Source organism: Achromobacter sp. PD1, from assembly GCF_048541815.1.
Taxonomy (GTDB): Bacteria; Pseudomonadota; Gammaproteobacteria; order Burkholderiales; family Burkholderiaceae_B; genus Achromobacter; species Achromobacter bronchisepticus_A.
In genome coordinates this window covers 2,131,338-2,158,303 of the sequence record NZ_CP183349.1, presented here as the reverse complement: position 1 = coordinate 2,158,303, position 26,966 = coordinate 2,131,338, and the positions used below count along the sequence as shown (strand labels likewise).

The 26,966-nt window shown below is 65.1% G+C and carries 27 protein-coding genes; 6 read left to right on the top strand and 21 right to left on the bottom strand.

Annotation, left to right across the window (positions count from 1 at the left end; all coding sequences use genetic code 11):
- Positions 1-15 precede the first annotated feature (15 nt).
- On the top strand, positions 16-843 hold the full coding sequence (locus ACM1PE_RS10225) for a pyruvate, water dikinase regulatory protein (protein ID WP_059380337.1): 828 nt from the start codon (positions 16-18) through the stop codon (positions 841-843).
- 51 nt (positions 844-894) lie between these two features.
- On the opposite strand, the gene ACM1PE_RS10220 is transcribed toward ACM1PE_RS10225, so the two are convergent.
- The 18 genes from ACM1PE_RS10220 to rpsB form a co-directional block, all read right to left on the bottom strand.
- Positions 895-1,374, bottom strand: coding sequence for a DUF2846 domain-containing protein (locus ACM1PE_RS10220; RefSeq protein ID WP_251880463.1), 480 nt, complete (start codon positions 1,372-1,374; stop codon positions 895-897).
- 95 nt (positions 1,375-1,469) lie between these two features.
- On the bottom strand, positions 1,470-1,940 hold the full coding sequence (locus ACM1PE_RS10215) for a DUF2846 domain-containing protein (protein WP_059380339.1): 471 nt from the start codon (positions 1,938-1,940) through the stop codon (positions 1,470-1,472).
- Positions 1,941-2,073: 133 nt separating this feature from the next.
- Positions 2,074-2,862, bottom strand: a complete 789-nt coding sequence (locus ACM1PE_RS10210; protein ID WP_419343194.1) for a TrmH family RNA methyltransferase — start codon at positions 2,860-2,862, stop codon at positions 2,074-2,076.
- On the bottom strand, positions 2,859-3,467 hold the full coding sequence (gene rnhB / locus ACM1PE_RS10205) for a ribonuclease HII (RefSeq protein ID WP_373428969.1): 609 nt from the start codon (positions 3,465-3,467) through the stop codon (positions 2,859-2,861). The genes ACM1PE_RS10210 and rnhB overlap by 4 nt, the downstream gene beginning before the upstream one ends.
- Entirely contained in the window at positions 3,454-4,650 is a 1,197-nt protein-coding gene (gene lpxB, locus ACM1PE_RS10200) for a lipid-A-disaccharide synthase (RefSeq protein ID WP_419343193.1), read from the bottom strand. The genes rnhB and lpxB overlap by 14 nt, the downstream gene beginning before the upstream one ends.
- On the bottom strand, positions 4,647-5,441 hold the full coding sequence (lpxA, locus tag ACM1PE_RS10195) for an acyl-ACP--UDP-N-acetylglucosamine O-acyltransferase (protein ID WP_306632814.1): 795 nt from the start codon (positions 5,439-5,441) through the stop codon (positions 4,647-4,649). The genes lpxB and lpxA overlap by 4 nt, the downstream gene beginning before the upstream one ends.
- Positions 5,442-5,897 carry a 3-hydroxyacyl-ACP dehydratase FabZ gene (gene fabZ / locus ACM1PE_RS10190; protein ID WP_008167730.1) on the bottom strand — a complete coding sequence of 152 codons (456 nt, stop codon included), beginning with the start codon at positions 5,895-5,897 and terminating at the stop codon, positions 5,442-5,444.
- 70 nt (positions 5,898-5,967) lie between these two features.
- Positions 5,968-7,065 carry a UDP-3-O-(3-hydroxymyristoyl)glucosamine N-acyltransferase gene (gene lpxD, locus ACM1PE_RS10185; RefSeq protein WP_118933669.1) on the bottom strand — a complete coding sequence of 366 codons (1,098 nt, stop codon included), beginning with the start codon at positions 7,063-7,065 and terminating at the stop codon, positions 5,968-5,970.
- A 17-nt stretch (positions 7,066-7,082) separates the two neighbouring features.
- Complete coding sequence (locus tag ACM1PE_RS10180; protein WP_059380345.1) at positions 7,083-7,643, bottom strand: OmpH family outer membrane protein; 561 nt, start codon at positions 7,641-7,643, stop codon at positions 7,083-7,085.
- Positions 7,644-7,752: 109 nt separating this feature from the next.
- Positions 7,753-10,086, bottom strand: a complete 2,334-nt coding sequence (gene bamA / locus ACM1PE_RS10175) for an outer membrane protein assembly factor BamA (protein WP_059380346.1) — start codon at positions 10,084-10,086, stop codon at positions 7,753-7,755.
- A 53-nt stretch (positions 10,087-10,139) separates the two neighbouring features.
- A complete protein-coding gene (rseP, locus tag ACM1PE_RS10170; RefSeq protein ID WP_419343190.1) occupies positions 10,140-11,471 on the bottom strand; it encodes an RIP metalloprotease RseP in 1,332 nt (443 codons plus the stop codon).
- A gap of 58 nt (positions 11,472-11,529) precedes the next feature.
- On the bottom strand, positions 11,530-12,729 hold the full coding sequence (locus ACM1PE_RS10165) for a 1-deoxy-D-xylulose-5-phosphate reductoisomerase (RefSeq protein ID WP_059380348.1): 1,200 nt from the start codon (positions 12,727-12,729) through the stop codon (positions 11,530-11,532).
- Positions 12,726-13,583, bottom strand: a complete 858-nt coding sequence (locus ACM1PE_RS10160; RefSeq protein WP_419343188.1) for a phosphatidate cytidylyltransferase — start codon at positions 13,581-13,583, stop codon at positions 12,726-12,728. Before ACM1PE_RS10160 ends, ACM1PE_RS10165 begins: the two co-directional genes overlap by 4 nt.
- Before the next feature lie 53 nt (positions 13,584-13,636).
- On the bottom strand, positions 13,637-14,401 hold the full coding sequence (uppS, locus tag ACM1PE_RS10155; RefSeq protein WP_059380350.1) for a polyprenyl diphosphate synthase: 765 nt from the start codon (positions 14,399-14,401) through the stop codon (positions 13,637-13,639).
- 179 nt (positions 14,402-14,580) lie between these two features.
- Positions 14,581-15,141 (bottom strand): ribosome recycling factor, encoded by a 561-nt coding sequence (gene frr / locus ACM1PE_RS10150; RefSeq protein ID WP_059380351.1) that lies wholly within the window; start codon positions 15,139-15,141, stop codon positions 14,581-14,583.
- Positions 15,142-15,156: 15 nt separating this feature from the next.
- A complete protein-coding gene (gene pyrH, locus ACM1PE_RS10145) occupies positions 15,157-15,873 on the bottom strand; it encodes a UMP kinase (protein ID WP_013393440.1) in 717 nt (238 codons plus the stop codon).
- A 97-nt stretch (positions 15,874-15,970) separates the two neighbouring features.
- Positions 15,971-16,849, bottom strand: coding sequence for a translation elongation factor Ts (gene tsf / locus ACM1PE_RS10140; RefSeq protein WP_059380352.1), 879 nt, complete (start codon positions 16,847-16,849; stop codon positions 15,971-15,973).
- A gap of 178 nt (positions 16,850-17,027) precedes the next feature.
- Entirely contained in the window at positions 17,028-17,777 is a 750-nt protein-coding gene (gene rpsB / locus ACM1PE_RS10135) for a 30S ribosomal protein S2 (protein ID WP_054456717.1), read from the bottom strand.
- An 846-nt stretch (positions 17,778-18,623) separates the two neighbouring features.
- Between rpsB and map the strand changes: the two genes are divergently transcribed.
- The 5 genes from map (at position 18,624) to ACM1PE_RS10110 (ending at position 23,998) form a co-directional block, all read left to right on the top strand.
- Positions 18,624-19,445: a type I methionyl aminopeptidase gene (gene map, locus ACM1PE_RS10130; RefSeq protein ID WP_419343185.1), complete on the top strand. Its 822-nt coding sequence runs from the start codon at positions 18,624-18,626 to the stop codon at positions 19,443-19,445.
- A gap of 18 nt (positions 19,446-19,463) precedes the next feature.
- Positions 19,464-22,070 (top strand): [protein-PII] uridylyltransferase, encoded by a 2,607-nt coding sequence (locus ACM1PE_RS10125; protein WP_419343184.1) that lies wholly within the window; start codon positions 19,464-19,466, stop codon positions 22,068-22,070.
- A 75-nt stretch (positions 22,071-22,145) separates the two neighbouring features.
- Positions 22,146-22,859, top strand: a complete 714-nt coding sequence (locus tag ACM1PE_RS10120) for a MarC family protein (protein WP_059380355.1) — start codon at positions 22,146-22,148, stop codon at positions 22,857-22,859.
- Between the two features lie 53 nt (positions 22,860-22,912).
- A complete protein-coding gene (locus ACM1PE_RS10115) occupies positions 22,913-23,398 on the top strand; it encodes a disulfide bond formation protein B (RefSeq protein WP_419343182.1) in 486 nt (161 codons plus the stop codon).
- A gap of 78 nt (positions 23,399-23,476) precedes the next feature.
- Positions 23,477-23,998, top strand: coding sequence for a M48 family metallopeptidase (locus tag ACM1PE_RS10110; RefSeq protein ID WP_118933664.1), 522 nt, complete (start codon positions 23,477-23,479; stop codon positions 23,996-23,998).
- 83 nt (positions 23,999-24,081) lie between these two features.
- On the opposite strand, the gene purF is transcribed toward ACM1PE_RS10110, so the two are convergent.
- Genes purF through ACM1PE_RS10095 form a run of 3 tightly spaced genes read right to left on the bottom strand, consistent with a single transcriptional unit; the run spans position 24,082 to position 26,936 of the window.
- Complete coding sequence (purF, locus tag ACM1PE_RS10105) at positions 24,082-25,602, bottom strand: amidophosphoribosyltransferase (protein WP_059380358.1); 1,521 nt, start codon at positions 25,600-25,602, stop codon at positions 24,082-24,084.
- Positions 25,603-25,632: 30 nt separating this feature from the next.
- Positions 25,633-26,121 carry a CvpA family protein gene (locus ACM1PE_RS10100; RefSeq protein WP_054456710.1) on the bottom strand — a complete coding sequence of 163 codons (489 nt, stop codon included), beginning with the start codon at positions 26,119-26,121 and terminating at the stop codon, positions 25,633-25,635.
- Positions 26,121-26,936: an SPOR domain-containing protein gene (locus tag ACM1PE_RS10095; protein ID WP_059380359.1), complete on the bottom strand. Its 816-nt coding sequence runs from the start codon at positions 26,934-26,936 to the stop codon at positions 26,121-26,123. Before ACM1PE_RS10095 ends, ACM1PE_RS10100 begins: the two co-directional genes overlap by 1 nt.
- Positions 26,937-26,966: the final 30 nt, after the last annotated feature.

Below are 26,966 nucleotides of genomic sequence, written 5' to 3'. Positions count from 1 at the left end.
TGGAATTTTTTACACATGACATCTACCCCGATCATACGCACGGTATACATCGTTTCCGACAGTACCGGCATCACCGCAGAAACCTTCAGCCAGTCAGTGCTCTCACAGTTTGAAGAGGTCAATTTCAAGCCTGTCCGCCTGCCCTTCGTCGACACGCTGGAAAAGGCCGCGGAAGTGGCCATGCGGATCGACCGCAGCGCCCTGGAGGCCGGCGTTCCCCCGATCGTGTTCAGCACCCTGGTTAATCCGGACATCCTGGCGCGCGTTCGTCAGGCGAACGGGGTTTTCCTGGACCTGTTCGGCACCTTCGTCAGCCATATCGAGCAGGCGCTGGGCCTGAAGTCCAGCCATTCCATCGGCCGCTCGCACATGCAGGCCAACTCGGAAAAGTACCGCAACCGCATCGACGCCATCAACTTCAGCCTGGCGCATGACGACGGCCAGTTCGTGAACCAGCTGGACCAGGCGGACGTGATCCTGGTCGGCGTGTCGCGCTGCGGCAAGACGCCCACCAGCCTGTATCTGGCCATGCAATACGCCATCAAGGCGGCCAATTTCCCCCTGACGCCGGACGATTTCGAGCGCGGCACCCTGCCCTCCACCATCGCCCCGCACCGCGGCAAGCTGTTCGGCCTGTCGATCCAGCCCGAACGCCTGGCCGAAGTCCGCAACGAGCGCCGCCCCAACAGCCGCTATGCGCAGCTGGAGCAATGCCGCTACGAAGTGGCCGAGGCCGAACGCATGATGCGCCGCGAGGGCATTTCCTGGCTGTCCAGCACCACTAAATCGATCGAGGAGATCGCCACGACGGTGTTGCAGGAAGTGGGCCTGGACCGGGGCTGAAAACGACAAGGGCGCGCCCATGGCGCGCCCTTCCTTGCAGCGTAGTCCGGATCAGGGACGCAGCTTGACGCGTTCGCGCGAGCCGGCGCCCCAGTACTTCAGCGGCCCCATCTCCTGCTGGGCGGTCGCCTCCGAGTCTTCCAGGCGCATATCCTGGCGGCCCATGTTGGACGAATTGCCGCTCACGCCCTCGATGCTCAATCGCACGTAACGGGTCTGGCCCGGGGCCAGCGTGAACGACAGTTGCTCGTCGTCGCGCAACGTGTCGACCACGTACTTGCCGGCAGGCCGGTTCACATAGAAGAAGCTGCCCGGCTTGGAACGGCCGACCTTCAGACCGTTCACGCGCAGGTACGGCTGGGCCGACACCACGCCAACCGGCGCCGGCGGCTGATAGAAATAGATGCGCCCGGTTTCCGGCACCATCATGGGGATGGTGCTGGCAACGTCCTTGTACCGGGGACCGCCGCAACCCGCCAACAAGGCCGCGCCCAGCACGGCGGCAGCCACCATCTTGAACCTGCGCTTCATTCCGTCTTCTCCGATGTGCCAGCCCCACAGGCCATCAGCTCGATGGATCCCGCGAGAACGTATATGGATGAGTCTAAAACCTACATATTGTAATTTTACTCATAGCGCAGCGGCTCTCGCTCGCGCCGTCCGGCGCCCCAGTAGCGCAGGTCCGACATCGCTTGCACGGCGACGTCAGCGGAGGCCTCCAGCCGCAGAACCTGCCTGCCCCCCGCAACATCCACGCGCACGTATTGGGTCTGCCCGCCGGCCAGCGGAACCTTGAGCGCGTCCTTGCGCTCCTTGCGGTCGGTGGCGGTGATGACTTCCACCTCGCCGGGCGCGCGGTCCACGAAGAAGAAACGGCCGGATTTGGAGCGGCCGACCTTGCGGCCGTCGACCAGGATCGCGGGCTGCGCGACCTTGTCGCCATTGGGCGTTGCGGGCTGGTAGAAGTAAATCCGGCCTTCGGCAGCCTCCAGCGCCGGGATGCGGTCCGCCACATCGCCATACCGGGGGCCGGCGCAAGCAGAAAGCAACACCGCCGCGCCCAGCGCGGCAAGACTCGATTTGATCCAGCTTTTCATGTCCCGTCCTTGATCGGATCCTGGCCTCGAGGCGCGGCTCAAGACCGCCCGGCTCGGGCAAACGGGGCAGTATAAACAGGGGACGGTGCCTGCAATCGGCGGAAAAGCGGCGAAACGATGGCCAGATCGGCGTTCAGTCCAGCTTGCCGCGCAAGGCTTGGCGCCGCTGCTCGAAGAGGCAGATCGCGGCTGCGGCGCCCACATTGAGCGATTCCACCGCCGCCATGTCGTGCGGTATGCGCACCTTGAGGCGCGCCGCGGAAAGCAGTTCCGCGGCCACGCCCTGGCCTTCGTGACCGAATACCCAGGCGCAGCGTTGCGGCAACGCGTCCTCGTACAGGTCGCGCGCGCCATCCAGCGCGGTCGCCACCAGCGGCACCCTCAATCTGGGCAGCAAGGCAGCCAGATCGACGTGTTCGTGGATGGCCAAGGCGAAATGGGCGCCCTGGCCGCTGCGCAACACCTTGGGCGACCAGGCCGCGGCCGTGCCCGTCGCCAGAAAGACGCGCTTCACGCCCGCCGCCGCGCAGGTGCGCAGCAGCGTGCCGACATTGCCGGGATCCTGGATGCGGTCGAATAGCACGCAGTTTTCGTCCACTGCATCCGGCAGGTCCAGGATGGGCGGCGTCACCTGAAAAGCCACGCCCTGCCCGCTTTCCACGGCCGCCAGGGACTGCATCAGCCGCGCGTCCAAGGCCAGGCAGTCGCGGTCCGGCACCGCGGCCGCAAGCGCCGCGATGTCGGGCTGGGACAGGCGCTCCACGTCGAAGATCGCCTGATCGGGCGCGCCGTGATGCCGCAGCCACGCCTGGCACAGGTGCACGCCGTCCAGCAGCACCGGCGCGCCGCGCTTGCCCGCCGTGCCGGCCAGCTTGGCCAGCGCCTTGACTGCGGGATTGTCGCGAGAACTGATGTGCTTCATGGATTCAGGCCGAAGGCCTTGATGGGTGCGAAGCTGCGCCGGTGCTCGGCGCATGGGCCGTGCTCGCGCAGCATCTCCAGATGCAGCGGGGTGCCGTAACCCTTGTGCTGATCGAAGGCATATTGGGGATACAGGGCGTGCAGGCGCAGCAGGTCCGCGTCGCGCGCGGTCTTGGCAAGAATGGAAGCCGCGGAAATCGCGGGCACCAGCGCATCGCCCTTGATGACGGTCTGCACGGTGCAGCCCAACTTGGGAGCCTGGTTGCCGTCCACCAGCGCCAGCTGCGGCATGGTGGCGAGGCCCTGCACCGCACGCTGCATCGCCAGCATCGTGGCGCGCAGGATGTTCATGCTGTCGATCTCGGCCACACTGGCGCTGGCGATGCACCAGGCCAGCGCGAATTCCTGGATTTCGAGCGCCAGCGCCTCGCGCGTGGCAGCCTTGAGCACCTTGGAATCCGCCAGCCCGGCGATCGGTCGGGCGGGATCCAGGATGACGGCCGCGGCGTACACGGCGCCCGCCAGCGGGCCGCGGCCCGCCTCGTCCACGCCCGCCGTAATCATGGCAGGCTGCTCGGGCGCCGCGAACAGGTCAGGCTGCTCCACCGGCCACCTCCAGGATCGCCTGCGCAGCCAGCGCGGGCGTGTCGCGCAGCAGCTCCTGATGCAGGGCGGTAAAGCGGGCTTCGATGCGCGCCCTGCCCGCGTCGTCGGTCAGGGACGTCCAGGTCGCCTCCGCGAGTTTCTCGGGCGTGGCATCGTCCTGCAGCAGCTCAGGCACGGCGAAATCGCGCAGCAGCACGTTCGGCAGGCCCACCCAGGGCAGATAGGGACGCTGCTGGCCGGACTTCCAGGCCATGATGCGGCGCATCCAGGGCGACAGCACGTAGGAAATCACCATGGGCCGCTTGTACAGCGCCGTTTCCAGCGTGGCCGTGCCGCTGGCCACCAGCACCGCCGTGGCCGCTTCCATGACGGACCAGGCGACGGGCGCCTGGCGCTCTCCGCCGTCGCCGTGCAGATCATTCGCGGTGACGCAGCGCAGCCCCGGTACGGGGTACTGGGCCAGAATGGACTGGAACTCCGCGCGCCGCTGGTCGTTGACCATGGGGACGACGCATTGCAGGGCCGGGTCCTTTTTCTGCAGGATCTGCGCGGCTTGCAGGAAGCGCGGCGCCAGCAGACGGATCTCGGACGAGCGGCTGCCCGGCAGGATCGCCAGCACGCGCGCATTCTGGTCGAGGCCCAGGCGCGCGCGCGCCGCGGCGCGGTCCGGCTGCATGGGCACGGCCCCGGCCAGCGGATGGCCCACATAAGTGACCGGAATCCCTTCCTTGCGGTAGATCTCTTCCTCGAACGGGAACAGCACCAGCATGTGCGATACCGACTCGCGGATCTTGTGGATGCGCTCATAGCGCCAGGCCCAGATCGACGGCCCAACGAAGTGCACCGTGGGCGTGCCTGCCTGGCGTAGCTGGTGCTCCAGCCGCAGATTGAAGTCCGGTGCGTCGATGCCGACGAACACGGCGGGCGGCTCCGCCAGCCAGCGCCGCTTGACGTCGCGATAGGTACCAAGCAGGCTGGGTAGGCGCTTGAGCGCGTCGACATAGCCGAACACGGTCAAGGCATGCATGGGGTGCCAGGTATCGAAACCATGGGCCTGCATCTGCGGCCCGCCGATACCCTCGCAGCGCACGCCGGCGTCGCGCGCTTGCAGACCGGCAATGATGCGACCAGCCAGCAGGTCGCCCGAAGGCTCGCCGGCCACCATGCCGATCCGAGCGTTCATGGGCGGATGATGCCGCGGCTTGCGACGTCCAGAAAGTCGAGCAGGGTCTGCAGGTGCGGGGCCACCTCGGGCTCCGCCTCTTGGCGGGCGCGCAGTTCAGCCCGCGCCGCGTCCAGGGACAGGCCACGGCGGTAGATGATCTTGTAGGCGTCGCGCAGCGCCGAAATGTCGGCGGCCGTAAAGCCGCGACGCTTCAGCCCTTCGACGTTGACGCCCACCGGACGGCACGGATTGCCCGCGGCCAGCACGAACGGCGGCGTGTCCTGCATCAGGGAGCTGTTGCCGCCCGTCATGCTGTGCGCGCCGATGCGCGAAAACTGGTGCACGCCGGTCAGGCCGCCCACGATGGCCCAATCGCCAACATGGACGTGGCCGCCCAGTTGCACCGAATTGGCCAGGATGGTGTTGCTTCCGATGTGGCAATCGTGTGCAACGTGCACGTACGCCATGACCCAGTTGTCGTCGGCAATCGTCGTGACGCCGCCGTCCTGCACGGTGCCCGTGTTGAGCGTGACGAATTCCCGGAACGTATTACGGTCGCCGATTTCCAGGCGGGTAGGCTCGCCCTGGTACTTCTTGTCCTGCGGCATGCCGCCAATCGAGCAGTACCGATAGAAACGGTTGTCGCGCCCGATGGTCGTCACCCCGTCCACCATGCAGTACGGGCCGATCTCGGTGCCCGCGCCTATGGTCACGTTGGGACCGATGGTCGCGAACGGACCGACCACGACGGTCGGGTCGAGCTTTGCCGCCGGATCAATGACGGCGGAGGGGTGAATGTTTCCTGCCATTTACTCTTCCAGGCTGCGAATCGCGCACATCAGCTTGGCCGAAGCGACTTCCTGGCCGTCCACCGTCGCGCGCGCTTGGTACTTACAGATGCTGCGGCTCAGGCGTTCGGCTTCGACCTCGATGCGCAACTGGTCGCCCGGCACCACGGGGCGGCGGAAACGCGCGCCGTCGATGCCGACCAGGTAATACGCGGTCTTGGAACCTTCGCACTTCAGCCCGCCATTCTCGTCGGTGAACGAGAACAGCGCGGAGGCCTGAGCCATGGCTTCCACGATGAGCACACCCGGCATCACCGGGTGGTGCGGGAAATGGCCGTTGAAAAACGGTTCATTGATCGAGACGTTCTTGATGGCCACGATGGACTTGCCAGGCACCATTTCGACGACGCGGTCAATCAGCAGCATCGGATAACGATGCGGCAGTCTCTCCATGATCCCCTTGATGTCGAGTTCCATTTTTCTATGCTTTCCTGCGAAGTAAAGTAATCATGCGGCGCGGACGCGCCAGGGGCGGCAGTGCGCCGCCCTAGTCTTTTTCCAGCGTCCGCACGCGCCGGCGCAATTGCGCCAACTGTTGTATCACGGCGGCGTTGCGCTGCCATTCGCCATGTTCCGCGTACGGGAAGACCCCGGTATAGCGGCCAGGCTTCGAAATGCTGGACGTCACCGCGGTGCCGCCGGAAACATGCACATCGTCGCCCAGCGTGAGGTGCCCGGACAGCATGGCGGCGCCGCCTATGGTGCAGCGCTCACCGATGGTGGTCGAGCCGGCCACGCCCACGCAGGCCGCAATCGCGGTATGCGCGCCGATCCGGCAGTTGTGCGCCACCATGATCTGGTTGTCCAGCTTCACCCCGTCGGCCAGGACGGTGTCTTCCAGCGCGCCCCGGTCAACGGTGGTGTTGGCGCCGATTTCGACGTCGTCACCGACGGTCACGCCGCCGAGCTGCGGAATCTTGCCCCAGGCGCCCTTGCCCAGCGTGGGATCGGGCGCGAAGCCGAAGCCGTCCGCGCCCAGCACCGCGCCGCTATGGATGATGGCGCGCGCGCCCACCTTGACCCCGTCATACAAGGTGACGTGGGCGTACAGGCGGCTGCCGGGACCGACGGACGAGCCTGCGCCGATGACGCAGCCAGGTCCGAGCACGGTATCGCGGCCAATGCGGGCGCCGGATTCGACGACGCAATTCGGGCCGATGCGCACGCCTTCTTCGATGATGGCGTCAGCGGCGACCACGGCGGAAGGATGCGTGGATGCGGGCAGCTCGGGCCGTCTCGCGGCATCGAACCATTGCGCCACGCGGGCATAAAGCAGATAGGGATGCTGACAGACGACCAGCGCGAACGGCGGCCGGGCGTTGCCCTCGGCCTCCAGAGCCTGCGCCACGTCCGGCGAGACGATGACCGCCCCCGCCTGCGTGGCGCCTAACTGGCTCTGGTAGCGGGGGTTGGCCAGGAAAGCGATTTCCTGCCGACCCGCCGATGACAGGGTTCCGATGCCGCAGACCCGCATGGGGTCCGCGCCGGGAACCGCGCTGATACGCCAGTCCATCCCCTGGGTGTTGGCGGCGCTCAACAGTGTTTCCAGCGTTGGCGCGCGGGCAAGATCCAGTAGAACCGGCATAACGTGACGGGTGCTGCTTACTTGCCCAGGCTCTGGATCACCTTGTCGGTGATGTCGATGCGCGGGTTGACGGTCACTGCGTCCTGGATGATCAGGTCGTAGCTTTCCTGTTCGGCGATGCGCTTGATGGCGTCGTTGGCCTTCGTCACGATGCCCGAGAACTCTTCGTTGCGGCGGCGATTGAAGTCTTCCTGGAACTCGCGGCGCTTGCGCTGCAGGTCGGTATCCAGGTTGGACAGTTCACGCTGGCGCTTGACGCGATCGGACTCCGACAGGACAGGCGCGTCCTTGTCGAACTTCTCGGCTTGCGAACGCAGGCTGTTGTTCAGGCGCTGAAGCTCATCGTCGCGCTTCTTGAATTCGGCTTCGATCTTGCTTTGCGCAGCCTTGGCCGGACCCGACTCGCGCAGGATCCGCTCGGTATTGACGAAACCGATCTTCGTGCCTTGGGCCTGCGCGGGAATCGCAGCAGCCGAACCGAGAATGAGCGCACCTACCAGGGCAATGGAGCCGCCCAGTTTGCCGCGGCGCATGGTGCGCAGCGATTTCGAGGTTTTAAGTGCGGAATCAGACATCATGAAAATCTCACCTTCCAGTAAGGCAAAGCCAAAGTGTGTATTGTGCCACTAAACAGCAAGGGAGCCGGCCGTACGCCCTTCTCCCTTGTTTTCAAGCGTAACGAGGCGCTTAGAAACCGGTCCCGATCTGGAACTGGAAGCTTTGCTTGTCGTCGCCAGGCTTCGAATTGAGCGGACGCGCATAAGACAACTGCAACGGCCCCATCGGCGACTGCCACGACAGCCCGATACCTGCCGAGAACCTCCAGCCGCAAGGATCCTCGACCTCGCTGCCAGGTTTGCCGCCGGTGCATTGCAAGCCGCTGCCCGACGAAACCTGGCCGGCATCCGAGAAGATGAACCAGCGCAAGGTGCGGTCCTTCGAGGCGCCAGGGAACGGCAGGTAAAGCTGCGCGTTGGCGATGACGCGCCGCGTGCCGCCCAGGTAGTCGCCCGTCTTCGTGTCGCGCGGACCCAGCGACGAGCCTTCGTAGCCGCGAACCGTGCCGATACCGCCGGCATAGACGTTCTTGATGACCGGGTAGTCCTTGCCGCCGTAGCTCTGGCCCCAATCGACCATGCCGTTCAAGGCCAGGGTGTAGGAGCCGCCCAGCGGCACAAAGTACTGTTGCTGAGCCGTCAACATCGTGTACTTCAGGTCCACGGTCGACAGGTCCGCCTTCAGGCGGGTGTAGCCGCCCTTGGTCGGCGCCAGGCCGCTGTCGCGGGTATCCTTGGTCCAGCCGGTGGTGAAGATCACCGAGTTGGTCGAATCGCCGTAATCGTTGACGAATTTCTCGTAGGCTGCCGGCGAGTTGTTGAACAGATCGATCTGGTTGCGTTCGAAGTTCGCGCCCAGCATGATGCGGTCATACTCGGAAATCGGCACGCCGAAGTTCATGCCCAGGCCCATGGCCTTGACACGGTAGTCGCCGTCGTTGTTGTTCCAGGGCTCGGTCACGCGGTAGTAGGCGGACGTGGTGCGGCTGATGCCGTCCTTGGTCCAGTACGGGTCGGTGTGCGACAGCACCACGGCGCGGTTGGTCTTGCTGGTGTTCAGCTGCAGGGTCAGGTTGGTGCCGCTGCCAAAGACGTTGTCTTCGCTGATACCGGCCGACAGAATGGCCTTTTCGGACGAGCCGTAGCCCACGCCCAGGTTGATCATGCCGGTGGGCTTTTCCTTGACGTCGACGTTGACGTCGACCTGGTCGGGCGAACCCGGGACCGGATCGGTCTTGACGTTGACGTCGCTGAAATAGCCCAGGCGGTCGACGCGGTCGCGCGAGGTCTTGATGTCCTTGGCGTCGTACCAGGCGGCTTCCTGCTGGCGCATTTCGCGGCGCACGACTTCGTCGCGGGTGCGGGTATTGCCGCCGATCTGGATACGGCGCACGTACACGCGGCGGCTGGGGTCGACGTAGAACGTCAGGTCGGCCTCATGCTTGGCGCGATCCAGCTGCGGGTTCGGGTTGACGTTGGCAAACGCGTAGCCCAGTTCGCCCAGGTAGTCGGTGATGGCCTTGGCCGAGCCGTTGGCCTTGGCGGCCGAGAACGTCTCTTCCGGCTTGATTTCCAGCAGCGCGTTGATTTCCTTGTCCAGGCCCAGCAGATTGCCGGCCAGCTTCACGCTGCGCACCTTGTAAGGCTCGCCTTCGTGCACGGTAATCGTGATGCGGATGTCCTTGCGGTCCGGCGAAATCGTGACCTGCGGCGGCTCGACCGAGAACTCGAGGTAGCCGCGATCCAGGTAGAACGAGCGCAGGCGCTCCAGATCGCCCTCGAGCTTTTCGCGCGAGTACTTGTCGGTATCCGTATACCAGGTCAGCCAGCCCGGCGTGGTCAGCTTGAACTCGTCGAGCAGATCGCTTTCGGAGAAAGCCTTGTTGCCCACGAAGCGGATTTCCTGGATGCGCGCGACCGAGCCTTCGAACACGTCAAAGCTCACGCCCACGCGGTTGCGCGGCAGCGGGGTCACGGTGGAAGTCACTTCGATGCCGTACTTGCCCTTGGACAGGTACTGCTGCTTCAGTTCGTATTCGGCGCGCTCGAGCATGGAGCGGTCGAAGATGCGGCCTTCGGCGAAGCCGACCTGCGCCAGCGACGTGGTGATCGCCTTGGAGTCGAACTCGCGCATGCCGTTGAAGTTCACCGACGCAATCGTGGGGCGTTCCTGCACGACCACCACGACGACGTTGTTGTCCGTCTGGATCTGTACGTCGGTGAAAAAGCCTGTGCCGTACAAGCGGCGGATGGCTTCAGTGGCTTCTTCTTCGGTGAACTTTTCGCCCACTTTGACGGGGAGATAGCCGAAGACGGTGCCGGCGTCAGTTCGTTGAATACCCTCTACGCGGATATCCCGCACGACAAAAGGGTCGAAGGCGTGGGCGATGGCCGGAACCAGCAGTGCGGCGATCAAACCCGGCAGTACACCCTTTTTGTGATGAAACATCCGGCGAAAAGACATCCTTGAGTATCCTCGGTCGTGCAAATGGCGGGGGATTTTATGCTAAATCGCGTTCAAGTGAACAAACGCGTGAAATCATTGAACAGCGCAAGCCCCATCAGGCTTGCCAATAAACCTATGCCGGCGCGCTGTCCGATATCGATCCACCTTGCTGGCGGCGGGCTACCCCGCACAATTTCGACGAGATAGTACAGCAGATGGCCACCGTCCAGCATGGGAATGGGCAGCAAATTTAGTACGCCCAGGCTGATACTGATCAAGGCGATATAAGCGATGTACGCAACAATTCCGATTCTGGCGGTCTGGCCGGCGTAATCGGCGATGGTCACGGGACCGCTGACATTGCGCCAGGAAACGTCGCCCGTGACCATGCGCCCCATCATGCGCAGGGAGAACCAGGCGGTGTCCCAGGTGCGCACGGCGCCCTTCCACAGGCTTTCGAATACACCGTAGCGCACGGTCACCATGGGAATGTCGCCGCCCAGCTGGACGCCCAGGCGGCCTATTACCCGGCCGTTGACCGTCTCGGCACGGGGCGTGACGTTCAGGGAAACATTGGCGCCGTCGCGCGCCAGGGTCATGGCCAGGGTCTTGCCGGCGCTTTCCTGGATCTGCCGGACCAGCGCGCTGGTGTCCGGGGTGGGAACGCCGTTCACGGCCAGGACCAGGTCACCCGCCCGCAGGCCTGCCGCCTGCCCTTCGCCGCCGTCGTTGACAACGCGCACAGCGGGCTTGGGCTGGGCCAGGCGCACACCGGCTGCGGCCAGCGGGTCGCCGCCAGCCGGATCCATCGTGTTCGACGGCAGCACCAGTTCGCGCTGCTGGACCGCGCCCGCAGGCGTCTTGACCTCGATCCTGGCGCTGCCGCCGGTGGCCATGACGTCCATCAGGCGCCAGCGCGCGTCGGACCAGGAGGCCACCTCTTCGCCGTTGATGGCCAGGATGCGGTCGCCCGACAAAAGGCCGGCGCGCGCGGCCGGCGTGTCGGCCGCGGGCTGGGCGATGACGGCCACGGGCTCTTCGGTGCCGGCCATGTTCAGGCCGGCGTAGAGGAAGACCGCGAGTATCAGGTTGAAAATGGGGCCGGCGGCGACGATGGCGATACGCTGGCCGACGGGCTTGCTGTTGAAGGCCCCTGCCACTTCCGCCGGGCTCGCGCCGGCGGGGGGATCGTCCTGCATCTTGACGTAGCCGCCCAGCGGCAGGGCCGAAACGGCCCATTCCGTGCCGTGGCGGTCGGTGCGGCGCAGGATGACCTTGCCAAATCCCACCGAGAAGCGCAGCACCTTCACGCCGCACAGACGGGCCACCCAATAGTGCCCCAGTTCATGGAAGATGATCAGGGAGCCAAGCGCAACCGCAAAGGCCAGCAGGGTGAAAAGCATCGGAATCGGAGAAATCTAGGAAATCAGAGGCAGGCGGACGGTGGCGACCGAGCCTGCGTCAGGCCAGGCCCAGGTTGCCCGCGAAGACGCGCGCGTCGGAATCAAGCGCGAGCACGTCGTCAAGACTGTTGAGCGTAACAGATGCTTGCCGCGCCTGCCACTCCAGGGAAGCCTCGATTACCCGCGGAATCCAGGTATAGGGCAGCCGACCGCTCAGGAAGGCCTCCACGGCGATCTCGTTGGCGGCGTTCAGCGCCACGCAGGCTCCCTGCCCGGCGCGCAGCGCCGCGAACGACAGGGCCAGGCACGGAAAGCGGGCCAGATCCGGCTTTTCGAAGTCCAGCCGCCCCAGGCGCGTCAGGTCCAGCGGACCGACGCCGCTGTCCAGGCGTTCGGGAAAGCCCAGGCCGTAGGCGATGGGCGTGCGCATGTCGGGCTGGCCAAGCTGAGCCAGCACCGAGCCGTCGTCGTACTCGACCATGGAATGCACCACGCTCTGGGGATGCACCACCACCTCGATGCGGTCAGCAGGCATCGCGAACAGCCAATGCGCCTCGATCACCTCCAGGCCCTTGTTGAGCATGGTGGCGGAATCGACCGAGATCTTGCGGCCCATGCTCCAGTTGGGATGAGCGCAAGCCTGGGCCGGCGTCACATCGTGCAGGTCTTCCAGGTCGCGTCCGCGGAAAGGGCCGCCGGAGGCGGTCAGCAGCAGACGGCGCACGCCGGGCGCCGGGCGATCCGGCGCGACGGCTCGCCCGCCATGAGGCAGGCATTGGAAAATGGCATTATGTTCGCTGTCGATAGGCAGCAGTTCGGCGCCGTTGTCGCGTACGGCCTGCATGAAGAGCGAGCCGGCTGCAACCAGCGCTTCCTTGTTGGCCAGCAATACGCGCTTGCCGCTGCGGGCGGCCGCCAGGGCAGCGGGCAGTCCCGCAGCCCCCACGATGGCCGCCATGACGGAGTCGCATTGGGGATCGGCGGCGGTATCGGCCAACGCCTGAGCGCCGACCCGGATTTCCGGCATGGGCTGGCCGCCCGCCCATGCGGCAATGAATTTCTCGCGGGCCGCCGAGTCCGGCACCACCACCACGGCAGCGCGGCTGGCCTGCGCCTGCTCCGCCAGGCGCGCCATCCGGCTGTACGCCGACAGCGCGTAAACCGCCAGGCGCTCGGGGTGGCGGGCGATCACATCCAGCGTGCTTTCACCGATCGAACCGGTCGATCCCAGCACGACGACGCGTTGAAAAGCCGTCAAAACAACACTCCAGACAAAAGTAGCGCAAACGGCGCGACCGGGAGAATCGCGTCGATGCGGTCATAGACCCCGCCGTGGCCAGGCAGCAGCGTGCTGGAATCCTTGCGGCCGGCACGCCGCTTGAGCAGCGATTCGAACAGGTCGCCCACGATCGACAGCACGCCGAGCACGGCGGCAATGGGCAGAGCCAGCCAGAAGCTCCAGCGCTCGACCAGCGCATGGCCGTAAGTGCCTTCCCACAGGCTGGAAAGACCGATCCAGATCACCGCGCCCAGGACGCCGGCAACCGCGCCCGCGACCGTCTTGCCCGGGCTGACCCGCGGGGCCAGTTTACGCTTGCCAAAGGCTCTGCCGGCAAAATAGGCGGCAATGTCGGCGACCCAGACCAGTGCCAGCAGCGACACCACGAAACCGGCGCCATGCGCCACGAACATCTGCGCCAGCACGGCCCAGGCGGCAAACGCCGCGGGCACGGAAAAAACCGACCAGCCCAAGCTGGCGGGAGGCGCATCGGAGCGCCCGCGCACCACCGCCGTCAGACCGCCGAACAGCCAAACCGCGGCCACCGCCGGCACCACGTAACGCAGCACCCAGACGGGATCCGCGATGCCGGCATTCTGCCCCGCGAGCCAGGCGGACGCCAACGCCAGCATGCCCCCGAACAGCAGGACGGCGACGCCGACGGCAATGAGAGGGGAAGGCGGTTGCGGCAGGGTCAGGCGCAGCCACTCCCAATTGGCGCAGGCGGCAGCCAGGGCCAGAAGCGCAACGAACCACCAGGGGTTCGCGCTGACCATCGCGGCGGCCAGAACGGCCAACAGAACGACTGCGGTAACGATACGCTGGCCCAACATTTGACGGTCTCCTCGTGTACAGCCCTGGAAAGACGCGCTAGTCGCCGTCCGTTTTATTTCGCGCCGTTTTCGCTGACTTGCGCGCTGGTACGGCCGAAGCGGCGTTCGCGCGTGCGGTACCAGTCAAAGGCGGCCGCGAGCTCGGCGGCGCCGAAATCCGGCCAGTAGCGATCCGTGAAGTAGAACTCCGCGTAAGCCATCTGCCAGATCAGGAAATTGGAAATGCGCTGTTCGCCGCCGGTGCGGATGAACAGATCGGGTTCTGGCGCCCAGGACATGGACAGATGGCGCGCCAGGCGCTCCTCGTCCACCAGCTGGGGCTGGGTGGCCAGTGCGGGCTCGGCGGCCAGCATGGCGCGGGTCGCCTGCAGGATGTCCCAGCGACCGCCATAGTTGGCGGCGACCGTCAGGTGCAGGCGGTCGTTGTGGGCCGTGCGCTCCTGGGCCGCGAAGATCAGCTCCTGCAAACGGGGCTCGAAGGCCGACAGGTCGCCGATGACGTGCAGGCGCACGCCCTGCTCTTCCAGCTTGCCGATCTCGCGCTCCAGCGCCTGCACGAACAGGCGCATGAGCAGCGACACTTCCTCTGCCGGACGGCGCCAGTTCTCGGAACTGAAGGCGAACAGGGTCAGATAGCGCACGCCGGCGCGGCCGCAGGCCTCGACCACGCGCCGCACCGCCTGCACGCCCTTGGCGTGGCCCGCGGTGCGCGGCAGCAGCCGCCTAGTCGCCCACCGGCCATTGCCATCCATGATGATGGCCACGTGCTCGGGAATGTCGCGGGTAGCGGGAACCGCCTGGGTCGAACTGGTTGCCATTGGTCTGGGGCTGCGCGCGGTGAAACGGCGAAAACGGAATTACGTGAAGAAAAGCCTGCGCCGTCGTTCCACCGCTAGGCAGCAAGGCTGCGAATCAATGGACAGGACGGCGCTCAGGCAGGATATCCCGGTCGCCAGGGAGATAGGGGCTAGCCTGTCACCCTGACGGCATCCAGGAATTATACGGTCATGATTTCCGCTTCTTTCTGCGTGACCATCTTGTCGATGTCAGCCACGCTGCGATCGGTCAGCTTCTGGACGTCGTCCTGCGAACGGCGTTCGTCGTCCTCGGAGATTTCCTTGTCCTTGACCAGCTTCTTCAGCGCTTCGTTGGCTTCGCGGCGCAGGTTGCGCACGGCCACCTTGGCGTCCTCGCCTTCGCTGCGGACCACCTTGGTCAGGTCGCGGCGGCGCTCTTCGGTCAGCGCAGGCATCGGCACGCGGATCGTGTCGCCCATCGACATGGGGTTCAGACCCAGGTCCGATTCGCGGATCGCCTTTTCGATCGCGGAGGCCATGCTCTTCTCGTAGGGCTGCACGCTGATGGTGCGGGCGTCCACGAGGTTCACGTTGCCAACCTGGCTGATCGGCACGGGCGAGCCGTAGTACTCGACCTGCACGTGGTCCAGGATGCCGGTGTGGGCGCGGCCCGTACGGATCTTGGCCAGGTTGGTCTTGAGCGTGTCAAGCGACTTGGCCATCCTGGCTTCGGCGGATTTGCGGATTTCTGCGACGCTCATGGAATTTCCTTTTCTTTAGACGTGTACCAAGGTGCCTTCGTCTTCGCCGCTGACGACCCGCTTGAGGGCGCCGGACTTATTGATCGAAAACACTTTGATCGGCAGCTTCTGGTCACGGCACAGCGCGAAGGCGGTGGCATCCATGACTTCCAGCCGGCGGACGATCGCTTCGTCGAAGCTGATGCGCGAGTAACGCGTGGCGGTGGGATCCTTGTTGGGATCCGCGCTGTAGATGCCGTCGACCTTGGTGGCCTTCAGCACGATCTCCGCCCCGATCTCGGCGCCGCGCAACGCAGCAGCCGTGTCCGTGGTGAAGAAGGGATTGCCGGTACCTGCCGCGAAGATGACGACCTTGCCCTCTTCGAGGTAGCGCAGCGCCTTCGGGCGGATGTACGGTTCGACGACCTGATCGATATTCAAGGCCGATTGCACGCGGGTGTCGACACCCTTGTGCTTGAGCGCGTCTTGCAGCGCAAGCGCGTTCATGATGGTGGCCATCATGCCCATGTAGTCGGCGGTCGCGCGGTCCATGCCCTGCGCGCCCGGGGCGACGCCACGGAAAATATTGCCCCCGCCGATGACGATGGCCAGCTCGACGCCCGTGGCGGCGACTTCAGCGACCTCATCGGTCATGCGGACGATGGTGGAGCGGTTGATGCCGAATGCATCGTCGCCCATCAGCGCCTCGCCGGAAAGTTTGAGAAGAACCCGTTTGTATGCTCTGCTGCTCATAGGTGATATCCCGAAGAACAATCCGACGAAAGTGTAAGACAAGAAATAGGCCGGACTAGAATTTAATCTAGCGCCGGCCCTTAAGCACTACCCTGGGTCAGGCGCGGCCGGCGGCGGCAGCGGCGACCTCAGCGGCGAAATCGCTGGTCTTCTTCTCGATACCTTCGCCGACAACGAACAGCACGAACTTGCTGATCGAAGCGCCCTTTTCCTTGAGCATCTGCTCAACGCTGTGCTTGTCGCTCTTGACGAACGGCTGCGACAGCAGGGTGACTTCCTTCAGGAACTTCGCGACCGAGCCTTCGACCATCTTGGCGACGATGTCAGCCGGCTTGCCCGATTCGGCGGCCTTCTGTTCGGCGACCGAGCGTTCGGCGGCGATGTCGGCGGGGTTCACGCCGTCGGCGTTCAGAGCCTTGGGCTTGGTGGCGGCGATGTGCATCGCCAGGTCCTTGCCCACTTCTTCCGCGCCGGTGTATTCGACCAGCACGCCGATCTTGCCGCCGTGCACGTAGCTGGCCAGCGCGTTCGGGGTCTCGATGCGCTCGAAGCGGCGGATCGAGATGTTTTCGCCGATCTTGCCGATCAGGGCGGTGCGGGTGCTTTCAACCGTGCCGTCGCCGTAGGGCAGCGCCGACAGGGCTTCCACCGTGGCGGGATTCTGCGTGGCGACCAGTTCAGCCAGCTTGTTCACGAAGCCGACGAAGTCGTCGTTCTTGGCGACGAAGTCGGTTTCGCAGTTGATTTCGATGACGGCGCCCTTCTTGGCGTCGGCGGAGATGAACAGACCGATCAGGCCTTCAGCGGTGACGCGAGCGGCAGCCTTGCTGGCCTTGTTGCCCAGCTTGACGCGCAGGATTTCCTCGGCGCGGGCCAGGTCGCCCTCGGCTTCCGTCAAGGCCTTCTTGCACTCCATCATGGGCGCGTCGGTCTTTTCGCGCAGTTCCTTGACCAGGGCAGCGGTAATTTCAGCCATGTTTGCTCCAATTTGCTAGAACATGCCCCGGCGCACCGGGACAGTGGTTTGATTCGATGGGACATCCGCGACTAGCGGATCAGGAAGATGGGAGCCCACCTTCGCATTGCCGGCGAGGCGGGAGCGGACCGATTTCGGCACCGCTCCCAGACGCTAACCGCCGGACATGACAACAGGCTTAGGCCTGGTTGTCCTGCACTTCGACGAACTCTTCCTGGCCTTCGCCCAGTTCTTCGACCAGACCGTTCAGGTTCTGTTCGCGGCCTTCCAGCACGGCGTCGGCGATGCCCTTGGCGTACAGCGCGATGGCCTTGGCCGAGTCGTCGTTGCCGGGGATGACGTAGTCGATGCCTTCGGGCGAGTGGTTGGTGTCAACCACGGCGACCACGGGGATACCCAGGGTCTTGGCTTCGGCGATGGCGATCTTGTGGTAGCCGACGTCGATCACGAAAATGGCGTCAGGCAGACCGTTCATGTCCTTGATGCCGCCGATCGACTTGTTCAGCTTTTCCAGTTCGCGCTGGAACAGCAGGCCTTCCTTCTTGATCATGCGCTCGGCGCCGCCTTCGGCGACAACGGCTTCCATGTCCTTCAGGCGCTTGACCGAGGTCTTGACCGTCTTGAAGTTGGTCAGCATGCCGCCGAGCCAGCGGGCGTCGACGAAGGGCATGCCGCAACGGGAGGCTTCAGCGGCGACCAGCTCGCGGGCAGCGCGCTTGGTGCCGACGAACAGGATGTTGCCGCCGCGAGCAGCCAGCTGCTTCACGAACTTGGTGGCTTCCTGGTACTTATCAACCGTCTTTTCCAGGTTGATGATGTGAATCTTGTTGCGATGGCCGAAGATGAAGGGGGCCATCTTGGGGTTCCAGTAGCGGGTCTGGTGACCAAAGTGGACACCCGCTTCCAGCATTTCGCGCATCAAAGACATAACTTTCTCCAAGGGTTGATTTCTTGCGCCGCACCTGCATCAGCCTTTGACTGACACCCTGGGTGGTGTTGCGCGCGATTTCCCGCAAATGCGGGATGACAAAATTTTAACCGGGCCGACCGATCACTGCCGCAATAACTACGACGCCCTGGGGCGCCTTCTACTACGCTGCCGCGATAAACCCAGACGGCCGCCACGACCAAGGCCTTGCACCGCTTGCTTGCAGGCGCTTTTCCAGACCCACCAGGAATTTCCTGGAAGTTTCCGGCGGTTTCCCGAAAGCGCACCCGGACCTGTTTTGTTGGCGGCGAAATCCAGCTCTGGAAAATCCAGCTCTTCGCGTTCAAGCAAGGGGTTTTTACACCCAGACTTCAGTTCGACCGCGCATCAGACCATCGGGGCATTTCTTAAGAAAACGCGAACGTTTTCAATAACTTAAGCCGACATCCACACCGAGTCCAAACCCTGAGCCTGCATCGCCGCTCTAAAACATGACCGGGCTTACAAGCACGCCGCGTCCCCAGCCTGGCGCCTGCTCCGGATTTGCCGCTATCCCCGCCCGCCCGACTGGTTTCCTGTTCGCGTATCCACCCACGGAATCAACGGCCTGCCCGATTTCGCTCCACAACCTTCGCTTGCGGTGAAACTTCAGGGCGCGCCGCCGATCACTATGAAAGGACCCGCTGCCAGAACAACTGCCGGGTTTGCGAGGCATCGGTTCCGCTGCCTGCACCCGCCGGGTTCAGCCTTTGCCGTAACCCGATTGCTCCCCAAAATTTTAGGGAAGCCTATAATTCTACTATTCTTTCAAGCAGACATTCAAGCGAGACATCGCCAAGCTATTCCATGGGCACTATCACCAATCAAGCCGACCTGGCCAAGATGCGCGCCGCCTGCCAGGATGCGGCCAAAGTCCTCGATTTCATCACGCCTTACGTCAAGCCTGGGGTCACCACCGGGGAGCTGGACCGCCTCTGCCTGGAGTACCTGACCGATGAACTGGGCGTGAAATCCGCCACGGTGGGCTATGCGCCCCCGGGCTATCCGCCCTTCCCCGGCGCCATCTGCACCTCGGTCAACCACCAAGTCTGCCATGGCATCCCGGGCGATAAGGTGCTGAAAAACGGCGACTCGCTGAATATCGACGTCACCATCATCAAGGATGGCTGGTTCGGTGACACCAGCCGCATGTACGCGGTAGGCGAACAGTCCATATTGTCGCGCCGCCTGACCGAGATCACCTTCGAATGCATGTGGAAGGGCATCCAGCAGGTGAAAAACGGGGCCACGTTGGGCGACATCGGCAACGCGATCCAGAAGCACGCCGAGGCCAACGGCTTTTCAGTAGTGCGCGAGTTCTGCGGCCACGGCATCGGCCAGCGCTTCCACGAAGACCCGCAGGTGCTGCACTATGGCAAGCCGGGTACGGGCGTGAAGCTGACGACGGGCATGCTGTTCACCATCGAACCCATGATCAATGCCGGACGCCGCGAGATCCGCCAGCTGTCCGACGGCTGGACGGTCGTCACCCGCGACCACAGCCTGTCGGCCCAATGGGAGCATGCTGTCTGTGTCACCGAGACCGGCTACGAAGTATTGACCCTGTCGCCAGGAATGCCCAAGCCGCCCGCCTTCGTCACCGACCCCCTGGTCATCCCAGCCGTCTGATACACAAGCTTAGCCACCATGACCGCCGCCATACTCAGCGCCCTGCGCGAACGCATCCAGGAAGCCCGGCGGACCGCGGTGGCGCAATTCCGCACGCACCTGCGGCCGGACACCCTGCTGTCCGAGCTGCGCCGCATCGTCGACGCCGCGCTGCGCGACCTGATCAAGCATTGCCCGCTGCCCGCCGGCGCCACGCTGGCGGCCGTGGGCGGCTATGGCCGGGGCGAGCTTTACCCGCACTCCGACGTGGACCTGCTGATCCTGCTGCCGCACGCGCCCACGCCCGAGGACGAGTCGGCCATCGAGAAGCTGGTGGCCTCGCTGTGGGACCTGGGCCTGGAGCCCGGCCATAGCGTACGCACCATCGAGGACTGCGAACGCGAGGCGGATGCCGATATCACCGTGGAAACGGCTCTGCTGGAATCCCGCTGGCTGGCCGGCAGCCGCACGCTGATGAAGGCCTTCGAAGCCGCGACCAAGTCCCGCCTGGACCCGCGCGCTTTTTTTCGCGCCAAACGCGTCGAAATGCAGCAGCGCCACGCGCGCTACCAAGACACGCCCTATGCGCTGGAGCCGAACTGCAAGGAGTCGCCGGGCGGACTGCGCGACCTGCAGGTCATCCTGTGGATGGCCCGGGCGGCCGGCTTTGGCAACAGCTGGCGCTCCGTGGCGCAGGCCGGCCTGCTTACTTCGTCCGAGGCGCGCGACCTGCGCAAGGCCGAACAAGCCTTCAAGCGCCTGCGCATCGAATTGCACCTGCTGGCGAACCGGCGCGAAGACCGCGTGCTGTTCGACCTGCAGCCCGCCCTGGCCGAGGTCTACGGCATCCACGCCACCGCCACCCGCCGCGGCAGCGAGCTGCTGATGCAGCGCTACTACTGGGCGGCGCGTCTGGTGACGCAGCTCAACGGCATCCTGGTGCAGAACATCGAGGAACGGCTGTTCCCGCGCCCGGATAGCGACGCGCGCGACATCGACGACGACTTCCGCAATCTGCGGGACCGCCTGGACATCATTCGCGACGACGGTTTCGAGCGCAATCCCACCCTGCTGCTGCGCGCCTTCCTGGTGATGCAGCAGCACCCGGAACTGACCAGCATGTCGGCGCGCACGCTGCGCGCCATCTGGCATTCGCGCCACCGCATCGACGCGCAGTTCCGCCGCAACCCGGTCAACCGCAAGCTGTTCCTGCAAATCCTGCAGCAGCCGCGCGGCATCGTGCACGAGCTGCGGCGCATGACCATGCTGAACATCCTGCCGCGCTATCTGCCGGTATTCCGCCGCATCGTCGGCCAGATGCAGCATGACCTGTTCCACGCCTACACGGTAGACCAGCACACGCTGGCGGTGGTGCGCAACCTGCGCCGCTTCACCATGCCGGAGCACGCCCAGGAATATCCGCTGGCCAGCCAGCTGATCGCCGGCCTGGACCGGCACTGGCTGCTGTACGTGGCCGCGCTGTTCCACGACATCGCCAAGGGCCGCGGCGGCGACCACTCCGAGCTGGGCGCGCGCGAAGTGCGCAAGTTTGCCCAAGACCACGGCATGGAGCCCGAGGACGCCAAGCTGGTCGAGTTCCTGGTCCGCCAGCATCTGCTGATGTCGGCCGTGGCGCAAAAGCGCGACCTGTCCGATCCGACCGTGGTGCAGGACTTCGCCGCCACCGTGAAGGACGAGCGCCATCTGACAGCGCTGTATCTGCTGACGGTGGCCGATATCCGCGGCACCAGCCCCAAGGTCTGGAACGCCTGGAAGGGCAAGCTGCTGGAAGATCTGTACAAGCTGACGCTGGCCGCCCTGGGCGGCGCCCATGCCGACGCCCACACTGTCCTGACCGAACGCAAGGAAGAAGCCGCCCGCCTGACCCGCCTGGCGGGCCTGCGCGACGACGCCCGCGAGGCCTTCTGGAACCAGCTCGACGTGGCGTACTTCCTGCGCCACGACGCCTCGGACATCGCCTGGCACACCCGCCACCTATACCACCAGGTCGCGCCAGCGCAGGCGGTGGTCAAGGCCCGCCCGACCGAACACGGCGAAGGCCTGCAGATCATGGTGTACACCCGCGATGCGCCCGACCTGTTCGTGGCGATCTGCGGCTATTTCGACGCCAAGTCGCTTTCCATTCAGGATGCCCGCATCCACACCACGCGCCACGGCTGGGCGCTGGACAGCTTCATCGTGCTGCTGCCGGAAGGCGCCAGCGACCTGCGCGCCCAGGCCACCCTGGTCGAACACGAACTGGCCGAACGCCTCAAGGACCCGCACGCCGCCGCCTTGCAACAGCCCGCTCGCGGCGGCTACTACAGCCGCGGCCGCCAGTCCCGCGTGTCGCGGGTGTTCCCGGTCATGCCGCAGGCTGAACTGCAGCCCGACGAGCGCAGCACCTCCTGGCGCCTGTCCGTGACTGCCACCGACCGGCCCGGCCTGCTGCACGCCCTGGCCCGCGTCTTTGCCAGCCACGAGGTGAACCTGCTGATGGCCAAGATCATGACGCTGGGCGACCGGGTCGAAGACGTCTTCATCGTCGACGGCACCGCGCTGACGCGCCCGCGCAGCCAGATGCAGTTCGAGCGCGACGTCCTGGACGCCCTGGCGGGCGAGGAAGCCCAGCAGCGCGCCGCCTGACCGCGGGCGCCCGGCATCGCCAGCGCCGCCGGGACCGCATACAATCCCGGTTTTCGGCCAGGCGATGCCCTCCCCATGGAGCTAAACGATTATCTGCGCGTTTTCGGTACCAGCTTCTTTTTCGCGCTGGCTACCCTGTTGCCGTTCCTCAACCCGCCCGCGATCGCGCCGATCTTCCTGTCGCTGACCGAGGGCGCGTCGTCGTCCACCCGGATGGTGCTGGCCAAGCGCGTGGCCATCAATGTCTGCCTGATGCTGATCGTCGCCATGGTCGCGGGCAACGTGCTGCTCAGCTTCTTCGGCATTTCGCTGTCCATCGTGCGAGTCGGCGGCGGCATGCTCGTGATCGCCAGCGCCTGGCGGCTGGTGAATTCACCCGACGCCGACACCGAACGCGTGGCGCGCATGGCCGAGTCCTTCACTCCGGAAATGGCCAAGGCCCGCGCGTTCTATCCCCTGACCTTCCCCATCAGCTGCGGCCCCGGATCCATCGCCGCGGCCATCACCGTGGGGGTGTCGCTGCGCGACCAGAACCACGTGCTGAGCCTGCTGCGGTTGGGCGGATCGATTCCGGGCATCATCGTCGTGTCGGTCACGCTCTACATCTGCCTGCGCTTTGCGGCGCAGATGCTGCACCGCCTGGGCGACAATGGCACCGCCGTGTTCATGCGCCTGTCGGCCTTCATCATGCTGTGCCTGGGCGTGCAGATCTTCTGGGAAGGATCCCGCGAGCTGCTGCTGGGCGTGTTGCAGCAAGTGATGCAACCAATTCCGATTCCCAAGGCCTAAGCCTGGCTCGGGGCCGTGTCCAGCCCCCCTTTTCCAACCCTTGCAAAGCAACAATGACCTCTCGCTCAGAACGCCTGCTCCGCCTGATCGCCCTCTTCTGCTTCGGCGCCGTCGGCCTCGCCCTGGTTTCCCAGCATGTCTTCGACATGCCTCCCTGCGCCTGGTGCGTCATGCAGCGCCTGATCTACCTGGTGATCGGCGTCATCGCGCTGGTGGGCGGATTCGGCGGCGGACGCGCGCTGACGCGCCTGTGCGGCGCACTCGCCGCGCTGCTGTCCCTGAGCGGCATCGCGGCCGCCTGGTATCAGTACAGCGTAGCGGCCAACATGCTGTCCTGCGACCAGACCTTCGCCGACCGCTTCATGACGGGCATCGGCCTGGAAAGCGCCGTGCCGTGGCTGTTCGGCATCTATGCCACCTGCATGGACGCCAAGGTGCCGGTGCTGGGCATCGAATACGCGCTTTGGAGCCTGGCGCTCTTCGTCATCATCTTTTTCATGGCGCTGCCGGTCGTATTCCGGCGCGGCGGGTCGCAGTAACCTCATCTTCCCGATGCCGCCTGCAGTCTTGCGGGCGGCAGCCAAACGCCGGGCTGCCTGACCACGCCCGCCTCGATCATGTCCACCCTGAAATACCTGACCGGATACCCGGAATCCCTGCTCGCCCAGGCCCAAAAGCTGCTCGACCAAGACAAGCTGGGTCCGGCGCTGCTGGCGCGCTATCCCGCCGGCCCTCATGACGTGCGCACCGACCGGGCGCTCTATCAGTACGTGACCGACCTGAAGAACACTTATATGCGCAACGGCGACCAGATCAACAAGGTCGCCTTCGACAGCAAGATCCATGTGATCCAGCATGCGCTCGGCCAGCACACCTACATCTCGCGCGTGCAGGGCGGCAAGCTCAAGGCCAAGCATGAAATCCGGGTGGCGACGCTGTTCAAGACCGTGCCGGCGGAATTCCTGAAGATGATCACGGTGCATGAGCTGGCCCACCTGAAGGAAAAAGACCACAACAAGGCCTTCTACAACCTGTGCCTGCGCATGGAACCGCAGTACCACCAGTACGAGTTCGACTTGCGGCTGTATCTGACGCACCTGGAGGCGACACGCGAAACCTTGTGGAAGGCGGCGGCCTGATATCCCTGAGCAAGCGCTCAGTACCGCGCAATAAAAAATGCCGTCCCGAAGGACGGCATTTTTCTTGCCACCAGACAGACGCGTCAGGCGTCGCTGGCGGCGTAGCCCATGTTGAACTGCAAGCCGCTCGCGCCCCCTTCCTCGCCCGGTTCGCCACGGGACTGGCCCAGGCGAGCCAAGTACTCGGGGGTGATGTCGCCCGTAACGTACTGACCGTCAAAGCAGGACGCCTCGAAGCGCGACAGCTTGGGATTGATATCCCGGACCGCCTGCTGCATGTCGTGCAGGTCCTGGTAGACCAGCGAGTCGGCGCCGATCGCGCGGGCGATTTCCTCGTCGGTGCGGCCGGTGGCGATGAGTTCGCTCTGCGTGGGCATGTCGATGCCGTAGACGTTCGGGAAGCGCACCGGAGGCGCCGCCGAGGCGAAGTAGACCTTGTTGGCGCCGGCGGCGCGGGCCATGTCCACGATCTCGCGGCTGGTCGTGCCGCGCACGATGGAGTCGTCCACCAGCAGCACGTTCTTGCCCTTGAACTCCATGCCAATGGCATTGAGCTTCTGGCGCACGGACTTACGGCGCACGGCCTGGCCCGGCATGATGAAGGTGCGGCCCACGTAGCGGTTCTTGATCAGGCCTTCGCGATAGTCCAGGTTCAGCCGCGCGGCCAGCTGCATGGCGGCGGGACGCGAGGAATCCGGAATCGGCATGACCACGTCGATATCGCCCAGGCGCATGTTGCGCGCCACCTTGTCGGCCAGGTACTCGCCCATGCGCAGGCGGGCGTCGTATACCGACACGCCGTCGATCAGCGAATCCGGACGCGCGAAATACACGTATTCGAAAATGCAGGGCACGAGTTGCGGATTGTCGGCGCACTGGCGGCTGACGAAGCGGCCGTCCAGGTCGATGAACACGGCTTCGCCGGGCTCGACGTCGCGCACGAAGGCAAAGCCGCTGCCTTCCAGCGCCACGGATTCCGACGCGACCATCCACTCCACGCCCTCTTCGGTTTCCTGGCGGCCGATGCACAGCGGACGGATGCCGTTGGGATCGCGGAAGGCCAGCAGGCCGTAACCGGAGATCTGCGCCACCACGGCATAGGCGCCGCGCACGCGCTTGTGTAGGGCCGACACTGCGCGGAAGATCGCGTCGTCGTCCAGCGACACGCCGCTGGCCGCCGATTGCAGCTCGTGCGCCAGCACGTTCAGCAGGACTTCGGAATCGGAGTTGGTGTTGATGTGGCGGCGGTCGACGCGGTAGAGCGATTCGCGCAGCTCGCGCCAGTTGGTCAGATTGCCGTTGTGGGACAACATGATGCCGAACGGCGCGTTGACGTAGAACGGCTGGGCCTCTTCCTCGCTGGCGCTGGAGCCCGCGGTGGGATAGCGGACCTGGCCGACGCCCGACGTACCCGGCAGCGCGCGCATGTTGCGCGTACGGAAGACGTCGCGCACCAGGCCGTGCGCCTTGTACATATTGAATTGGTTGCCTTGCGATGTCGCGATGCCCGCGGCGTCCTGCCCGCGATGCTGCAACAGCAGCAAGCTGTCATAGAGCAGCTGGTTGACCGGCCCGCGCCCGATGACCCCTACGATTCCACACATGGTGAGAGTTCCTGGTTGATTTAAAGCTAATCAATACGGCAGCCACGTCGCCAGGGACGGCGGCAGCCACGTCTTGATATGTTTGATGGCCTCGATGGCCGAATGCGAAAACATGGCGTCCTTCCACCACGGCTCCTGCGGCAGCGGCGTGTAGCCTGCGGCGGCGACCAGCGCCAGCACGATCAACAGGCCACGGGCCAGCCCGAACATCCCGCCCAGGCCGTGGTCGGCGGGACTCAGTCCGGTGCTGCGGATCAGGGCGGCAAGCGTCATGTTGACCAAGCCCACGCCGAGCAGCACGATGATGAACACTGCAGCGTACGAAACTCCCATGCGCAGCAGCGTCGTTTCAATATAGGGCTCCAGCCAGGCATAGACCGTGGGCCCCCACCATATCGCGGCCACGAAGGCCAGCAGATAGGCGACCAGCGACAGCACCTCTTTGAGCAGGCCGCGCACCAGGCCCAGCACACCCGAAACCACCAGGATGGCCAGCACGACGAAGTCGAAGCCGGTCACTATTGGGCGGCGATGAAACCATTGTCATAGCCCAGGGTGCGCAACCGCGCCTGGGCCGCCTGCGCCGCCTCGCGCGAGGGGAACGGCCCCACCCGCAGACGGTACTGCTGTTTGCCATTGATGGTGGCTTGTTCCACGAATGCGTTGGTGACGCCAGCCTGGTGCAGCTTGCTGCGCCGCGACTGGGCGTCCTCGGATGTGGTGTAGGCGGCGATCTGCAACACGAAATTGCCCTTGGCGGCCGGCTTGGGCGCGGGCGCCGAAGCCGCGGGCGCCGGACGCCCTTCCAGCAAGGCCAGTGCGCGCGCGCCGTCATCCGAACGGTTATCGGGCTTGGCCGGCGTCGCGGGCTTGGGTTCGGGCTTGGGCGGCGTGGCCGGCTTGGGCTCGGGCTTGGGCGGCGTGACGGCGGCGGTCGCGGGCGGCGTCGCGGGCTGAGCGGCCGGAGGCGTCGTCGTTGCCGGCGGCGGCACGGAGGTGACCGGAGGCGGCGTGGGAATGGCCGAAGGATCCGTCGGCGTGGCGCTGCCCGGCGCGGGCGTCTGCGGCGCGGCGACTTGCGGTTCGGTCACTTGCGGCTGGAACGGCGTATTGCGGTCCGGCACCCTGATGGGAATGTTGTCGTCCACAGGCGTGGGCTGCGAATCGAGCACCATGGGCAGGATGATGACGGCTGCCAGCACCAGCGCGACAGCGCCTGCCAGCCTGCGCCGCGCGCGGCCGCGCAGCTCCGCAGCCTGCACCTCGCTGGGCACAGCCGCCCGTTTGGAGGACTGCGCCTGGTCGGCAGGATCTTTGCGTTTGAAAAAACCCATGGAGGAGAATTCCTTGCGGCGATATGGCGG

Coding starts and splice junctions, on each gene's coding strand:
- lpxA (WP_306632814.1), bottom strand. CDS start 5,441: ATGGCAGGAAACATTCACCCCTCCGCCGTCATTGATCCGGCGGCAAAG.
- tsf (WP_059380352.1), bottom strand. CDS start 16,849: ATGGCTGAAATTACCGCTGCCCTGGTCAAGGAACTGCGCGAAAAGACC.
- ACM1PE_RS10115 (WP_419343182.1), top strand. CDS start 22,913: ATGACCTCTCGCTCAGAACGCCTGCTCCGCCTGATCGCCCTCTTCTGC.
- ACM1PE_RS10110 (WP_118933664.1), top strand. CDS start 23,477: ATGTCCACCCTGAAATACCTGACCGGATACCCGGAATCCCTGCTCGCC.
- purF (WP_059380358.1), bottom strand. CDS start 25,602: ATGTGTGGAATCGTAGGGGTCATCGGGCGCGGGCCGGTCAACCAGCTG.
- ACM1PE_RS10220 (WP_251880463.1), bottom strand. CDS start 1,374: ATGAAGCGCAGGTTCAAGATGGTGGCTGCCGCCGTGCTGGGCGCGGCC.
- uppS (WP_059380350.1), bottom strand. CDS start 14,401: ATGGCAACCAGTTCGACCCAGGCGGTTCCCGCTACCCGCGACATTCCC.
- pyrH (WP_013393440.1), bottom strand. CDS start 15,873: ATGAGCAGCAGAGCATACAAACGGGTTCTTCTCAAACTTTCCGGCGAG.
- rseP (WP_419343190.1), bottom strand. CDS start 11,471: ATGCTTTTCACCCTGCTGGCCTTTGCGGTTGCGCTTGGCTCCCTGATC.
- ACM1PE_RS10125 (WP_419343184.1), top strand. CDS start 19,464: ATGACCGCCGCCATACTCAGCGCCCTGCGCGAACGCATCCAGGAAGCC.
- fabZ (WP_008167730.1), bottom strand. CDS start 5,897: ATGGAACTCGACATCAAGGGGATCATGGAGAGACTGCCGCATCGTTAT.
- ACM1PE_RS10180 (WP_059380345.1), bottom strand. CDS start 7,643: ATGATGTCTGATTCCGCACTTAAAACCTCGAAATCGCTGCGCACCATG.
- lpxD (WP_118933669.1), bottom strand. CDS start 7,065: ATGCCGGTTCTACTGGATCTTGCCCGCGCGCCAACGCTGGAAACACTG.
- rpsB (WP_054456717.1), bottom strand. CDS start 17,777: ATGTCTTTGATGCGCGAAATGCTGGAAGCGGGTGTCCACTTTGGTCAC.
- bamA (WP_059380346.1), bottom strand. CDS start 10,086: ATGTCTTTTCGCCGGATGTTTCATCACAAAAAGGGTGTACTGCCGGGT.
- ACM1PE_RS10160 (WP_419343188.1), bottom strand. CDS start 13,583: ATGTTGGGCCAGCGTATCGTTACCGCAGTCGTTCTGTTGGCCGTTCTG.
- ACM1PE_RS10095 (WP_059380359.1), bottom strand. CDS start 26,936: ATGGGTTTTTTCAAACGCAAAGATCCTGCCGACCAGGCGCAGTCCTCC.
- map (WP_419343185.1), top strand. CDS start 18,624: ATGGGCACTATCACCAATCAAGCCGACCTGGCCAAGATGCGCGCCGCC.
- ACM1PE_RS10210 (WP_419343194.1), bottom strand. CDS start 2,862: ATGAAGCACATCAGTTCTCGCGACAATCCCGCAGTCAAGGCGCTGGCC.
- ACM1PE_RS10215 (WP_059380339.1), bottom strand. CDS start 1,940: ATGAAAAGCTGGATCAAATCGAGTCTTGCCGCGCTGGGCGCGGCGGTG.
- frr (WP_059380351.1), bottom strand. CDS start 15,141: ATGAGCGTCGCAGAAATCCGCAAATCCGCCGAAGCCAGGATGGCCAAG.
- lpxB (WP_419343193.1), bottom strand. CDS start 4,650: ATGAACGCTCGGATCGGCATGGTGGCCGGCGAGCCTTCGGGCGACCTG.
- ACM1PE_RS10120 (WP_059380355.1), top strand. CDS start 22,146: ATGGAGCTAAACGATTATCTGCGCGTTTTCGGTACCAGCTTCTTTTTC.
- ACM1PE_RS10225 (WP_059380337.1), top strand. CDS start 16: ATGACATCTACCCCGATCATACGCACGGTATACATCGTTTCCGACAGT.